We start from the raw sequence: 13,191 nt of genomic DNA, 5'->3' as shown, positions 1-13,191 counted from the left end.
TTCAAAGACAATGGGCGGCATGCTAACACTCCAACCTGTACTGGCCGCTGAGGGCGCGGCGCCATGAACGGCGGGCGGAAGGCCGGGCCGGGGCGGATCCGCATCATCGGCGGCAGCCTGCGTAACTCACGGCTCGACGTGCCGGATCTGCCGGGCCTGCGGCCTACCGCCGAACGGGTGCGCGAGACGCTGTTCAACTGGCTGGCGCCGATAGTCGAGGGTGCGCGTTGCCTGGACCTGTGCGCCGGCACCGGCGCGCTGGGCATCGAGGCACTGTCGCGTGGAGCGGCCAGCGTGCAGTTCGTCGAGCGCGACGCGCGTGCGGCGCAGGTGCTGCGCGACAACCTGGCGCGGCTCAAGGCCACGGCTGGCCAGGTGGCCGTACTCGATGCGGGGCTGTTTCTGCGCGGTGTGCCGCAGGCGCAGGACCTGGTCTTTCTCGATCCGCCGTTTGCGCTGGAGCTGTGGTCGGCGCTGGCCCAGCAGCTGGAGCAGGGCGGCTGGCTGGCCGCGCAGGCCTGGGTTTATGTGGAGTCGCCGCGCGCCATGGCACCGACACTGCCACCGAACTGGCAGCTGTACCGCGAAGGGCATGCCGGCGAGGTGCGTTTTGCGCTCTATCGGCGCGCGCTTCCGTTAAGCTAGGGGCCAATTCCGCTGCCGCTTTCGTCTCGTGAGAAAACCTTTGGGCAATCCGCGCCTGGCCATCTATCCAGGCACCTTCGATCCGATCACCAACGGTCACACCGACCTGGTGACGCGCGCGGCACCGCTGTTCGACCGGGTGATCGTGGCGGTGGCCGACAGCTCCAGTAAGGGGCCGGGTTTCAGCATCGACGAGCGGATCACACTGGCGCGGCTGGCGCTGGCCGACTTGCCGAACGTGGAAGTGCGCGGCTTCGATTGCCTGCTGGCCACCTTCACCGAGGAAGTCGGTGCCGGCGTGATTATCCGCGGCCTGCGTGCGGTGTCGGATTTCGAATACGAATTCCAGCTGGCCAGCATGAACCGGCATCTGATTCCGCAGGCGGAAACGCTGTTTCTGACGCCGGCGGAGCAATACAGTTTCATTTCCTCGTCGCTGGTGCGCGAGATCGGCCGCCTCGGCGGGGATATTTCCGGTTTCGTGCATCCGGCGGTACAACAGGCCATGCGGCAGCGCTGGCACAAGGGCCGGACCGGCTCCAACAAGCAACCCGAAACAGAAGGTGATAACCATGCGTAAGTTCGCTCTCATCGCTGCCATCGCACTGACCGCCACTTTGGCCCTGAGCGCCTGCGGCAAGCACGGAGATGACCAGCAGGCCGGCCAGCAGCAGGCACAGCAGGCGCCCAAGCCGACCGATCCGAATGATTCCAAGGCGTGGAACAGCTACCTCGGTCAGATCGTGCAGAAGAACATGCAGGGCATGAGCGCCAGCCAGCCGTATGCCTACATGGTGACGGCCGGCACGACCGACGATGCCAAGGCGCAGAACGACCGCCAGTTGCAGAGCGTGCAGGACACCGTGGCGCGCGGCGTCCTGCCGGGCAACCTGCTGGCCTTCGGTGGCCCGGTTTCCGCGACGACGGCCGACCTGGTCATCGCCGCGTTCAAGGATGCCAAGCCCGGTTCGTTCAAGGACGTGATCGTCCTGTTCATCGGCGACCAGGCTGACGAGCAGCGCGTCACCGATGCGCTGAAGCCGACCGGTGCCACGATCCGCTTCGTCGTCATGTAATGAAGTGACCGCGCCGGCCAAGCCGGCGAGGTGTTGCATCGTCGCCCTCGTTGCCACGGCGCGAGGGCGATGTGTGGGGCCGGTCGCTGTGAGATCGCCAGCGCGCCGGTACGCCCTCCCCAAGCGTCACTCCCCAGCATGTAGTATCGACTGCCATGTCCCTGAAAATCCTCGATACCTGCGTCAATTGCGACGTCTGTGAACCGGCTTGCCCGAACAAGGCGATCTCGCTGGGCGAGGAGTTTTACGTGATCGATCCGGCGTTGTGTACCGAGTGCGTTGGTCATCATGACGAACCGCAGTGCGTGGTGGTGTGCCCGGTCGAATGCATCATCAGCGATCCCGAACATGTCGAGTCGCCCGCGCAGCTCGATCTCAAATACCGCCATCTGATGGCGCAGGAGTCCGCCACATGAACTTTCCCCTGAACTGGCGGGTGCTGTCGCTGAGCCTGTTGCTGGTTGGTGGTACGGCACTCGCGGCCGACGGCACGCCGAAGGCTGCCGCGACGGCTCATTCCGCCTCGATGCAGCAGCGCCCGGGTCATGCGGCAATCGCCAGCGCAAATTTCCTCGCCACCAATGCCGGCCTCGAAGTGCTGGCCAAGGGCGGCAACGCATTCGACGCGGCCATCGCGGTCGCTTCCACGCTGTCAGTGGTGGAGCCGGAGAGCTCCGGCATCGGCGGCGGCTTCATGGCCGTGCTGCATCGGGCGAAGGATGGTCATGATGTTTTCATCGACGCCCGCGAAGCCGCACCTGCGGCGGTCAATCGCAAGGATTATATCAACCCCGACGGCAGCCCGAATCGTGATGCCGCGCTGAAGGGCCCGCTCTCGGCCGGCATTCCGGGCGAGCCGGCTGGCCTGGTGCTGATCGCGAAGCGCTACGGTCGACTGCCGTTGCAACAGTCACTGGCGCCGGCGATCCGCATCGCCCGCGACGGTTTTCAGCCGGATGCACGCCTGCGTGGCTCGATCGCCGCGGAACAGAAGACCCTGGAGCGCTGGCCGGCGTCGGTAGCGAAGTACCTGCCGAACGGCAAGCCGCCCGCCGAGGGTGTGATCTGGCGCGATCCGGATCAGGCGCGCACCTGGGAGCTGATTGCCGCACACGGCGACGACGGTTTCTATCATGGCGAGACTGCACAGAAGCTGGTTGCCGCCGTGCGTGCGGCCGGCGGCAACTGGACGCTGGCTGATCTGGCCAGCTATCAGGCCAAGGAGCGCACGCCGATCACCGTGAACTATCACGGCTACCGCATCGTTACCGCGCCACCACCGTCGTCCGGTGGTGTGGCGATCGCCGAGATCCTCAACATCCTGTCCGGCATCGACCTGACGAAGATGGATCAGGCGCAGCGGGTGCATTACATCGTCGAGGCGATGCGCCGCGCGTTCCGCGACCACAACGATTATCTGGGCGACCCGGATTTCGTGAAGATGCCGCTGGACATGCTGCTGTCGCCGTTCTACGCCGACGGCCTGCGCCAGGGCATCCTGCCGGACAAGGCCACGCCATCATCGATGCTGCCGCGCGCCGAGGCGCCAGAGCCGGGCATGCACACCACCCATTTCTCGATCATCGACGCCGACGGCAACATGGCGGCAGTGACCTCGACGGTGAACTACACGATGGGTTCCACCTTCGTCGCCGAGGGCACCGGCGTACTGCTGAACGACGAGATGGACGACTTTGCGTTGGTGCCGAACAAGCCGAACGTCTACGGCCTGCTCGGCAGCGCGGCGAATGCGCCGGAGCCGGGCAAGCGCATGCTGTCGTCGATGTCGCCGAGCATCGTGATCGGTGCCGACCGCACCGCGGTGATCGGCTCGCCCGGTGGTTCGACCATCATCACCCAGGTGCTCGAAGGCATCCTGCACTTCATCGACGGCGAGAGCGCACAGCAGATCGCCGCGCACAAGCGCTTCCACCATCAGTACCTGCCGGACGAGGTGATGGTTGAGGACGGTACGTTCGATCCGGCGACCAGCGAGGCGCTGACGAAAATGGGTTACACGCTGAAGCAGCGCGAGTCGTGGGGCTTCATGAACGTGGTGACCTGGGATCGCAAGACCAACAAGCTCGATGCGGCCAGCGATCCGCGCCGACCGTCGGGTCTGGGCAAGGTGCAGTAAGGTCAGACCATGGAACTGTTCTCCCTCCTCGGCAATTCGCAGCAGCTTGATGGCGGCGCGATGTTCGGCAACGCGCCGAAAGCGTTGTGGTCGCGCTGGATCAAGCCGGACGATGAGAACCGTATCCCGCTGGCCTGCCGCTGCCTGCTGGTGAAGAACCTTGGCGGCCGCAACGTGTTGTTCGAGACCGGCATCGGCGCGTTCTTCGAGCCGGCGCTGCGCGAGCGTTATGGCGTGGTCGAGTCGCAGCATGTGCTGCTGGAGTCGCTGGCCGAAGTCGGTCTGTCGCACGAAGACATCGACGTGGTGGTGTTGTCGCACCTGCATTTCGATCATGCCGGCGGTTTGCTGGCGGCGTGGGAGGAAGGTCAACCATTGCGCCTGTTGTTTCCGAACGCGCACTTCGTGGTCGGTGCCGAGCATTGGCGTCGGGCACTGAAACCGCATCCGCGCGATCGCGCCTCGTTCGTGCCCGAACTGCAGCCGCTGCTGCAAGCCAGCGGCCGGCTGGAGCTGGTCGAAGGCGAGTATTCGCAGACGCTGGGCAAGTCGGTGCGCTTCAGCTTTTCAGACGGCCATACACCGGGCCTGATGCTGGCCGAAGTTGGCGGTGTGGTGTTCAGTGCCGATCTGATCCCCGGCCGGTTCTGGGTGCATCTGCCGATCACCATGGGTTACGACCGCTGGCCGGAGAAGCTGATCGACGAGAAGAAGGTGTTTCTGGAGGACAAGCTGGCGCGCGATGTGCGGCTTTTCTTCACCCACGATCATGACTGTGCGCTGGCGCGGGTGACCCGCGACGAGCGCGGCCGTTTCGGTACGGCCGATGAGCAGGGCGGACTGCATGGCGCATCACTGCAATTATCGGCTGGAGTGAGCTGATGAATTTGCGCAAGGGACTGTCCTTGCACGGGCTGCTGCTGAATATAGCCGGCGCCTTGCTGGTGCTGGCCGGCATCGGGTTGGTGGCGATGACGGCGCGTGGCCTGCTCAACTATCGCGCAGCGGCCAGTCGGCATGGTGGCGAGATGATCGATCTCGACGCGAATGCCCAGCCACAGGCGGGCCAGCACGGCTACATGGCACGCATTGTCGGAACGCCGAACGTGGTGGAAGCGCCGCATGACCCGGAGTTCAACCTGCAGGTGAACACGCCAGTGCTGGTGCGTCACGTGGAGATGTTCCAGTGGCGCGAGATACGTATCGGCGACAGTGTCCATTACGAGCTGGACTGGGTCGATCGGCCACTGGATTCCAGCCACTTCGAGGACCCGCGCGGCCACGCGAATCCCGTCAGCTTCCCGATCAGTGGCAAGCAGTTCGATGCCGGTCTGGTGCAGTTGGGCGGATTCAAGCTGGGGCCGGTGATGTTGCACGCGCTGCCCGGTTCGGAGCAGATCGCGCCGGATCCGAAATCATTGCCGGAAAATCTCGCGGCGAGTTTCACTCTTTACCAGGACTATCTGGTGACCAGCGCGCATCCGGGCGATCCGCGGCTGGGCGATCTGCGAGTGAGCTGGGATGAAGTTCCGTTGCAGCAGTTGACCATTGTCGGGCGGATAAGCGGCGACCGGATCGTGGCTGCAGCCGAGGCCGCCGACGGCAAGGGTTATTACGTGCAGCTGGGTGACGTGCCGTTGCTCGACATGTTTCCGGATCTGCCGGTGCCGCCGGAGTTCGTACTGATCCGGCAGATACTGGCCGTGCTGCTGGCCGCGCTGGGCGCGCTCCTGTTGCTGGTGGCACAGCGCGACCAGCGTGACGTGCTGCTGGCGCTGGGTCTGGGTGCCATGGTCGTGGGTGCCGTGGCCAGCATGCTGTGGCTGGGTGGTGACACGCGCATGCTGTGTGGCTGGCTGACGGTCACGTTGCTCGGTCTCGGCATCGCGATCTGGCGCTTGCGCCGCGGCTCCATACGACCGAAGCAATCCTGATTCGGTCGGCGGCATTCAACGTTCAGACGGCGGTGTGTGCAGTCTGGTGCAGGTTGGTGTGTTCGATGAACCACAGCCCGGCGAACAGTTTCGGGTCGATCGAATAGCCTTCGGCCGCGCGTGCGAACAGCCACGCGCCGGCTTCGCGGCGTGGTACCTCATGCACCACGATGTTCTCGGTCTCGTCGCCGCCGCCGGGCCCCACTTTTTCCAGCTCCCACGCGCGCGCAAAGGTGATCATCTCGGTGCTCATGCCGGACGATGACGGGCCGCAATGGACGAATTCCACTCGTGCGCAGCGGTAGCCGGTTTCCTCTTCCAGTTCGCGCTGCGCGGCGAGCAACGCGCTCTCGTCGGCCTGGTCGACCTCGTCGCCGACCAGACCGGCCGGCATCTCGATGGTGTTCTGCAGGATCGACACGCGGTACTGCTCGACGAACAGTACGTTGTCGTCCGGCGTCACCGCCAGGATGATCACCGCGCCGCCGGGATTGTTGCGCTCGGCGTATTCCCAGCGGCCGCGCTTGCGCAGGCTCAGCCAGCGGCCTTCGTAGAGGGTTTCCACCGGGGCGCTGGCGTCGGCGGGAATGCGGTTGGCATCGTTCATCAGTGATCGCGTGTCGAGAAAAACCAGCGGCCATGTTGAACTGTCCGGTCGATAGCGACAACCGGGGGAGTGGAATGATCCGGTCTGTGAGGTTCAGCGCAGCAGCGCGCGCAGGCGACTGCGGGTGAACGCGCCGAAGCGCAGCTGCTCGCAAAGGCTGTCGAGCTGATCGGGCTGCTGGCGTCGGCGCAGCAGCACTTCGATCGTGCTGGCGCCGGGAGCGTCCAGCGCGATGCGGGTAAGCCGTCGATACAGCCGCGCCTGTTCGGCATGCTCGCGCAGTTTCGCGGCGCAGGTCGCGGCGCCACGCAGACGCAGGAACGCCACCTCGTCGATGCGGTCGAGCAGGATGTCGAGGCTGCCGAAGTGGCTGAGCAGGGCGGCGGCGGTCTTCGCACCGATGCCGGGCACGCCGGGAATGTTGTCCACCGCGTCGCCGCACAGTGCGAGATAGTCGGCGACCTGATGCGGATGCACACCGAGCTTCTCGTGCACGCCGGCCGGCCCCCAGCGCTGGCTGCGGGCATAGTCCCATTGCTCGTCGTGTTCGCCCAGCAGCTGGCCGAAGTCCTTGTCGGCAGAGACGATCACGCTGCGCCAGCCGAGTGCACGCAGGTTCCACACGGTGCTGCCGATCAGGTCGTCGGCCTCGAAGCTGTGATCGATCATCAGGTGGATGCCGAGCGCTTCGGTGACCGCGCGGCACTGCACGAACTGCCGCTCCAGATCCGGTGGTGGCAGTTCGCGATTGGCCTTGTAGGGCGGATAGATTGCGTTGCGGAACGAGCTGGTCAGCGAGGCATCGAATGCCACCGCGATGTGCTCCGGCTGCGCCCGTTCCAGCAGTTCGCACAGGAAGCGGGTATACCCGTGCACCGCGTTGACCGGATGGCCATCCGCATCGAAAAACTCATCTGGCATCGAATGCCAGGCGCGAAACACATACAGACTGCCATCGACCAGATGGACGGCTGGAAGTCCGCTTGCCGTCGTGTTCACGGCGCCCAGGTGCTGAGCAGATCGGCCAGCGCCGGGCGATCGCGGTCAGGCACCTCGATCTGCGGCGTGCCCAGATGCACGAAACCGACCACGTGTTCGTGTTCGGCCAGTCCGAGGATCGCCGCCACTTCACGGTCGTACGCGGCCCAGCCGGTCAGCCATTGCGCGCCGAAGTCCAGTGCATACGCGCCGAGCAGGATGTTGTAGGCGACGTTGCCGGCGCACAGCTTCTGCTCGATCTCCGGCACCTTGCTGTCGGCGTCGATCCGCGCCACCACGACCAGCACCAGCGGCGCGAAGGTATAGCGCAGGCGTTCCTTCTCGCGCTTGGCTTCGGACATGTCGGGATCGTTGCGGATTGCGATCGCGGCCAGCCGTTCGCCGAATTGCAACTTTGCCCCGCCTTGCATGCGGATCAGCCGGAACGGTACCAGCTTGCCGTGGTCGGGCACGCGGATCGCCGCTTCCAGCAGAGCATGCAACGTCGCCTCGTCTGGTGCGGGCTCGTCGAGCTGACGTGAGGGGACGGAATGGCGTTGCTGGAGTAGGGACAGGGCAGCGGGCATGGATCGCTCTTTCGACGTGGGGATGCCCATGCTAACGGGCGGATCGGCCAACCGTCAGGCCGATAGCGGCAGCTTGAACGAGCCCGGCAGCAGCGCGGCCACACTGGTTTCCTGCGTTGCGCCGTGCAGATTGGCCAGCAGCACAGGCATCGCGTCGTCGCACAGTTCGGACATCACCTGGCGGCAGGCGCCGCAGGGGCTGACCGGATGGTCGGTATCGGCGATCACGGCGAGAGCCACGAAATCGCCAGGTTGGCAGCCGGCAGCGATCGCGCTGAAGAGCGCGGTTCGTTCGGCGCAGTTGCACAGACCGTAGGACGCGTTTTCCACATTGCAGCCGCTGAACTGGCGGCCGTCGCGGGTCAGCAGCGCGGCGCCGACCAGGAAATTCGAATACGGGGCATAGGCTTGTTTGCGCGCGCTGCGCGCCAGAGCAAGCAAGTCGGTGAACGTGGTGGTGGATACGGGCATCGGGATCTCCGGCAAGGACCCCGGACAGCATGGGCCGCGTGTGCCGGCGGGCCAGCTTACTCTTTTCGGCCGGCCCGGATCAAAACCGGTACGGCAAGCCGCTAAGATGTCCCAATCACTGTCGAGGGGACTGCACCATGCCGATCACCGTAGCCGCTTTGCGTGAGACCGCCGCTGGAGAGCGCCGCGTGGCGATCACGCCCGAGATGGCGAAGAAGCTGCGCGGCAAGGGTTTGCGCGTTCTGCTGGAACACGATGCGGGGCGTGCCGCCGGTTTCCCCGACGTTGCATACGCCGACGCCGACGCCGAATTTGCCGACGCTGCCGGTGTGCTGGCCCAGGCCGATCTGCTCGCCTGTGTGCTGCCGCCGGACGACGCCGTATATGTCGGTTTGCGCGAGGGCAGCGTGGTGGTTGGTCAGCTGCGGCCGTATGGCGCCACCGGGCGCGTCGCCGCGCTCACCGCGCGCAAGTTGACCGCGTTTTCGCTGGAGCTGCTGCCGCGCACCACTCGCGCGCAGGCGATGGATGTGCTGAGTTCGCAGGCGGCGGTGGCTGGCTATCGCGCCATGCTGATCGCGGCCGAGGCTTCGCCGAAGTTCTTCCCGATGCTGACCACCGCGGCCGGCACGATCCGGCCATCCAAGGTGCTGGTGATCGGCGCCGGCGTAGCCGGGTTGCAGGCGATCGCCACCGCGCGTCGGTTGGGTGCGCAGATCGAAGGCTACGATGTCCGCCCGGAAACGCGCGAGCAGGTGGAATCACTGGGCGCGAAGTTTCTCGAACTCGGCGTCAGTGCGGCCGGCAGTGGTGGTTATGCGCGCGAGCTGTCGGCGGAGGAGCGCGCCGCGCAACAGCAGGCGCTGGCCGAACATCTGAAATCGATCGACGTGATCGTCACCACCGCGGCCGTACCGGGCCGTCCCGCGCCGAAGATCCTCACCGCAGCGATGGTCGATGGCATGAAGCCGGGCGCACTGATCGTCGATCTGGCTGCCGAGGGTGGTGGCAATTGCGAACTCACCAAGCCGGGCGAGCGGGTCGAACATGGCGGCGTGGTGATCCTGGGGCCGCTGAACCTGCCGGCTGGCGCGCCGCTGCATGCGTCGGAGATGTATGCGCGCAATGTCTTCAATTTCGTCGAGCTGCTGGTGCACGACGGTGCGTTGCAGCCGGATTTCAATGACGAGCTGGTCGCCAAGAGCTGTCTGAGCCACGCTGGCGAGATTCGATTTACCGCCTGACCGGCTGAAACAGAGTGCCCCGCACAAGGAGGGGCATTTGAGGAAGTCAGGGTTTGCCGGAACCGGATTGCAAATCTGCATGACCGTTCTGCCTGAGCCAACGCATGCGCTGGCCCGGAGGAATGGCATGCCACTGGTTGAGCAGCTGCTCACGTTGCTTCGGCGGCAATTGCTGGAAACGTTCAAAGGCTGCATGCAATTTCGCGCGCTGTTCCGGCGGCAACTGGCGGAACTCCTTAACATTCGCACGCGTCTGCTGGCGCTGCTCGGGTGTCATTTGCTGCCAGCGTGCAATGCGCTGGCGGACTTCCTCGCGCTTCTCAGGCGAAAGCGTGTTCCAGTGCTCAGCCTTTTTCAGCATGTTCGCCTGTCGGCGTGGCGGCAGCTCGTCCCATTTCTGCGCCAGCGGCGAGAGCATGTCGCGCTGAGCCGGACTAAGGCTGCTCCATGGGCGTGCCGGCGGTGCCGGCATGTCACGTTCGGCGGGGGGTATTTCCTGCGCATGCAACGGTACGGCCGCGACGACACTGCCAAGCAGTGCGGCAAACAGCAAAGACAGCATGCGGAACGATCGGCTCATCACTGGTTGGTCCGCTGGCTGCTGGCATCGGTATTGCTGGAGGCTAGCCAGCCGTAGAAGTCGAGGTTCTGGTAGAGGTTGGGATCGGTCTTGTCGGCGTCCGGCGGCAGATCGTTGTCCAGATCCGCGGTGGAATCGGTCACGCTGCTGACCGGCATCGACGTGGTTGCGTGGCGTTGCTGCAATGGTTGCCACACCATCATCGTGGCCAGTGCGATCGCGGCGAAGGCGCCAGTCGGGATCAGCCAGCGAACGGTGTGGTGGGTCCGCGCCTGCGTTGCCTCGAGTGCTTTCCGACGCGCTGCGCGCAAGCGCCCGGCGGTCGCCGGATCGATATGTTGGGCAGCCTCGTGCCAGAGTTTGCGGGCACGCTGTTCGAAATGCTTGTCGGATCGATTCTTATCGGACGAGGTCATCGCCAGTCCTCCAGTTGATCGCGCAGATGATGCATTGCGCGTGACAGATGCGTTTTTACACTGCCTTCGGAGCAGCCCATGGCGCGTGCGGTTTCCGCCACATCCAGCCCTTCCAGCATGCGCAGCATGAAAGCCTCGCGCTGTCGCCCCGGCAGCTGCCTGACCGCGGCGGCCATGTCGGCGTACGACTGCACATCGTGCAGCCGGTCGAGCGGGCCGGGGCCTGGGTCGGCAGGCTCCCAGGTGGGCAGCTCGTCGCCCTCATCGTCGCGGCCGCCACCGAGCCAGCCCACCACGATCGAGCGCACCTTGCGACGGCGCTGCAGATCGACGATGCGCCGGCGCAGGATGCCCCAGAACAACGGCGACCATTCCGCCGCGGGTTTGTCGCGGTAATGCCTGACCAGCCGCAGCATGGCGTCCTGCACGGCATCCATGGCGTCCTCACGCTGACGCAACTGCAGTTCGGCCATGCGGAACGCGCGCCGCTCGACCTGCGCCAGAAACGCATCCAGCGTGGCGGGTGTCTCACGGGTGTCGCTCAGCAGTTCAACATCGAGCGTGCCGGCCACACTGCTCATGGCCGCCTCGTCAGCATCGTCGGATGACGCATCCCCAGGCTCCATCGGTTCGGTTCCCGTAATCAACGCGGCAGGCTCGCACGGGTTGACCAGCACCCGTATGATGCAAACACGACGTCCTGGCGGGCGGCTTTCATAGGGGATGGGGTCATGATCGACGGTTTCCTGGCGCTGTATATCTTCATGCTGGCAGCGTTTACCGGCTACGAAATCATCGCGCGGGTGCCGGTGATCCTGCACACGCCGCTGATGTCCGGTTCCAACTTCGTGCACGGCATTGTGCTGGTTGGGGCGATGATTGCGCTAGGCCACGCGCAGACGCCGTTCGAGATCACCATCGGCTTCATCGGCGTTCTGCTGGGTGCGGGCAACGCCGCCGGTGGCTACGTGGTGACCGAGCGGATGCTGGAGATGTTCAAGCCCAGCAAGCCGGACGCCGGCAAGGGGAGCCACTGATGAGCTGGCTGCCGACGTTGATCAAGGCCTGTTATTTCCTCGCCGCGCTGCTGTTCATCCTGGGTCTGAAACGCATGAGTTCGCCGCGCACCGCGCGCGGCGGCATCGTATGGGCTGGCTACGGCATGCTGCTGGCAGTGCTGGCCACGTTCTTCCTGCCGGACATGCACCACTTACCACTGATTGCCGCCGCGGTGCTGATCGGCGTCAGTGCCGCGTGGTGGAGCGGCAAACGCGTGGCGATGACCGCGATGCCGCAGATGGTGGCGCTGTACAACGGCATGGGCGGTGGTGCGGCGGCGGCGATAGGCGCGGTCGAGCTGATCGGATACGTGCGCAATCTGGCACTGCTGCATCCGGCAGGCATCCCGGATACGTCGCCATTGCGGCCGGAGAGTTGGGCGATCAATGCGCTGCAGCCGGTGGCGGATGTGGTCCTGCTGTCGCCGCTGGAGCTGGGACTGGGTGTGCTCGGTGCATTGATCGGCGCGGTGAGCTTTTCCGGCTCGCTGATCGCGTTCGCCAAGCTGCAGGGCTGGCTGGACAAGCGCTTCGTGTTTGCCGGGCAGCGCGTGGTCAATATGTTGTTGCTGGCTGCGGCGGTGCTGATCGGCATCGCGCTGGCCGGCGGTCATGCCAGCCTGGCGCTGATCGTGGCGTTCTTCGCGCTGGCGCTGCTGTTCGGATTGATGATGACGCTGCCGATCGGCGGCGCCGACATGCCGGTGGTGATCTCGTTGTACAACGCGTTCACCGGACTGGCAGTGGCGTTCGAGGGTTTCGTGTTGGGCAACGAGGCGATGATCATCGCTGGCATGGTGGTGGGCGCCGCCGGCACGCTGCTGACCCAATTGATGGCCAAGGCGATGAACCGCTCGATCGGCAACGTGCTGTTCGGCAGCTTCGGTGCCGCTGGCGGCGAAGCGCAGGCGATCGAGGGTGCGCAGAAGCCGATCGATGGGGCAGATGCGGCGGTGATGATGGCCTATGCCGAGCGCGTGGTGATCGTGCCCGGTTACGGCTTGGCGGTGGCGCAGGCACAGCACAAGGTGTGGGAATTCGCCCAGTTGCTGATCAAGCGTGGGGTGAAGGTGAAATTCGCGATCCATCCGGTGGCGGGGCGTATGCCCGGCCACATGAACGTACTGCTGGCCGAGGCCGGCGTGCCGTACGACCTGATCGCCGACATGGATGACATCAACCCGGAGTTTCCAGCCACCGACGTGGCGCTGGTGATCGGCGCCAACGACGTGGTCAATCCGCTGGCCAAGACCGATCCGGCGTCGCCGATCTACGGCATGCCGATTCTCGACGTGAGTGCGGCCAAGCACGTAATCGTGATCAAGCGCGGCAAGGGCACCGGCTTTGCCGGCATCGAGAATGCGCTGTTCTATGCCGACAACACGCGCATGTTGTACGGCGACGGTCAGGCCGCGGTGGGCGAGCTGGTGACGGAGCTGAAGGCGATCGACGCCTGAG

General features: G+C 65.1%; 17 protein-coding genes. 10 read left to right on the top strand and 7 right to left on the bottom strand.

What is annotated here, in order from left to right; genetic code table 11:
• The first annotated feature begins 63 nt into the window (after positions 1–63).
• The 7 genes from rsmD (at position 64) to IE071_RS14400 (ending at position 5,792) form a co-directional block, all read left to right on the top strand.
• Positions 64–645, top strand: coding sequence for a 16S rRNA (guanine(966)-N(2))-methyltransferase RsmD (rsmD, locus tag IE071_RS14430; RefSeq protein ID WP_189442162.1), 582 nt, complete (start codon positions 64–66; stop codon positions 643–645).
• A gap of 40 nt (positions 646–685) precedes the next feature.
• Positions 686–1,225 carry a pantetheine-phosphate adenylyltransferase gene (coaD, locus tag IE071_RS14425; RefSeq protein WP_189442160.1) on the top strand — a complete coding sequence of 180 codons (540 nt, stop codon included), beginning with the start codon at positions 686–688 and terminating at the stop codon, positions 1,223–1,225.
• Positions 1,218–1,721: a hypothetical protein gene (locus tag IE071_RS14420; RefSeq protein WP_189442158.1), complete on the top strand. Its 504-nt coding sequence runs from the start codon at positions 1,218–1,220 to the stop codon at positions 1,719–1,721. Before coaD ends, IE071_RS14420 begins: the two co-directional genes overlap by 8 nt.
• Before the next feature lie 155 nt (positions 1,722–1,876).
• Complete coding sequence (locus IE071_RS14415; RefSeq protein ID WP_189442156.1) at positions 1,877–2,137, top strand: YfhL family 4Fe-4S dicluster ferredoxin; 261 nt, start codon at positions 1,877–1,879, stop codon at positions 2,135–2,137.
• Positions 2,134–3,858 (top strand): gamma-glutamyltransferase, encoded by a 1,725-nt coding sequence (gene ggt / locus IE071_RS14410; protein WP_189442154.1) that lies wholly within the window; start codon positions 2,134–2,136, stop codon positions 3,856–3,858. The genes IE071_RS14415 and ggt overlap by 4 nt, the downstream gene beginning before the upstream one ends.
• Positions 3,859–3,867: 9 nt before the next feature.
• Complete coding sequence (locus IE071_RS14405; RefSeq protein WP_189442152.1) at positions 3,868–4,740, top strand: MBL fold metallo-hydrolase; 873 nt, start codon at positions 3,868–3,870, stop codon at positions 4,738–4,740.
• Positions 4,740–5,792, top strand: a complete 1,053-nt coding sequence (locus tag IE071_RS14400) for a TMEM43 family protein (RefSeq protein WP_189442151.1) — start codon at positions 4,740–4,742, stop codon at positions 5,790–5,792. Before IE071_RS14405 ends, IE071_RS14400 begins: the two co-directional genes overlap by 1 nt.
• Positions 5,793–5,814: 22 nt before the next feature.
• On the opposite strand, the gene IE071_RS14395 is transcribed toward IE071_RS14400, so the two are convergent.
• The 4 genes from IE071_RS14395 to cdd form a co-directional block, all read right to left on the bottom strand.
• Positions 5,815–6,399, bottom strand: a complete 585-nt coding sequence (locus tag IE071_RS14395) for an NUDIX hydrolase (protein WP_189442149.1) — start codon at positions 6,397–6,399, stop codon at positions 5,815–5,817.
• A gap of 93 nt (positions 6,400–6,492) precedes the next feature.
• Positions 6,493–7,407, bottom strand: a complete 915-nt coding sequence (locus IE071_RS14390; RefSeq protein ID WP_425503471.1) for a 5'-3' exonuclease — start codon at positions 7,405–7,407, stop codon at positions 6,493–6,495.
• Positions 7,395–7,964: a nitroreductase family protein gene (locus IE071_RS14385; protein WP_189442146.1), complete on the bottom strand. Its 570-nt coding sequence runs from the start codon at positions 7,962–7,964 to the stop codon at positions 7,395–7,397. The genes IE071_RS14390 and IE071_RS14385 overlap by 13 nt, the downstream gene beginning before the upstream one ends.
• Before the next feature lie 54 nt (positions 7,965–8,018).
• Positions 8,019–8,435: a cytidine deaminase gene (gene cdd / locus IE071_RS14380; RefSeq protein ID WP_189442145.1), complete on the bottom strand. Its 417-nt coding sequence runs from the start codon at positions 8,433–8,435 to the stop codon at positions 8,019–8,021.
• A 137-nt stretch (positions 8,436–8,572) separates the two neighbouring features.
• Between cdd and IE071_RS14375 the strand changes: the two genes are divergently transcribed.
• Positions 8,573–9,679 (top strand): NAD(P) transhydrogenase subunit alpha, encoded by a 1,107-nt coding sequence (locus IE071_RS14375; RefSeq protein ID WP_189442144.1) that lies wholly within the window; start codon positions 8,573–8,575, stop codon positions 9,677–9,679.
• Between the two features lie 46 nt (positions 9,680–9,725).
• Here IE071_RS14375 and IE071_RS14370 read toward each other — a convergent pair whose 3' ends face one another.
• From IE071_RS14370 to IE071_RS14360, 3 genes are read right to left on the bottom strand one after another with little or no spacing between them, the layout of a single operon-like run.
• Complete coding sequence (locus IE071_RS14370; RefSeq protein WP_189442143.1) at positions 9,726–10,259, bottom strand: DUF3106 domain-containing protein; 534 nt, start codon at positions 10,257–10,259, stop codon at positions 9,726–9,728.
• The gene (locus IE071_RS14365) at positions 10,259–10,675 is read right to left on the bottom strand and encodes a hypothetical protein (protein WP_189442142.1); all 417 of its coding nucleotides are present in this window, start codon (positions 10,673–10,675) and stop codon (positions 10,259–10,261) included. The genes IE071_RS14370 and IE071_RS14365 overlap by 1 nt, the downstream gene beginning before the upstream one ends.
• The gene (locus IE071_RS14360; protein ID WP_189442141.1) at positions 10,672–11,256 is read right to left on the bottom strand and encodes an RNA polymerase sigma factor; all 585 of its coding nucleotides are present in this window, start codon (positions 11,254–11,256) and stop codon (positions 10,672–10,674) included. Before IE071_RS14360 ends, IE071_RS14365 begins: the two co-directional genes overlap by 4 nt.
• 150 nt (positions 11,257–11,406) lie before the next feature.
• Here IE071_RS14360 and IE071_RS14355 point away from each other — a divergent pair, with 150 nt between their 5' ends.
• Positions 11,407–11,712: an NAD(P) transhydrogenase subunit alpha part 2 gene (locus IE071_RS14355; protein WP_189442140.1), complete on the top strand. Its 306-nt coding sequence runs from the start codon at positions 11,407–11,409 to the stop codon at positions 11,710–11,712.
• Positions 11,712–13,190: an NAD(P)(+) transhydrogenase (Re/Si-specific) subunit beta gene (locus IE071_RS14350; RefSeq protein WP_189442139.1), complete on the top strand. Its 1,479-nt coding sequence runs from the start codon at positions 11,712–11,714 to the stop codon at positions 13,188–13,190. Before IE071_RS14355 ends, IE071_RS14350 begins: the two co-directional genes overlap by 1 nt.
• The last annotated feature ends 1 nt before the right edge of the window (position 13,191 follow it).

Origin of the sequence: Rhodanobacter panaciterrae, from assembly GCF_014651895.1 — a bacterium.
Classification (GTDB): Bacteria; Pseudomonadota; Gammaproteobacteria; order Xanthomonadales; family Rhodanobacteraceae; genus Rhodanobacter; species Rhodanobacter panaciterrae.
Note: the sequence above shows the minus strand (reverse complement) of the source record. Positions and strands in the feature narration are given on the sequence as shown.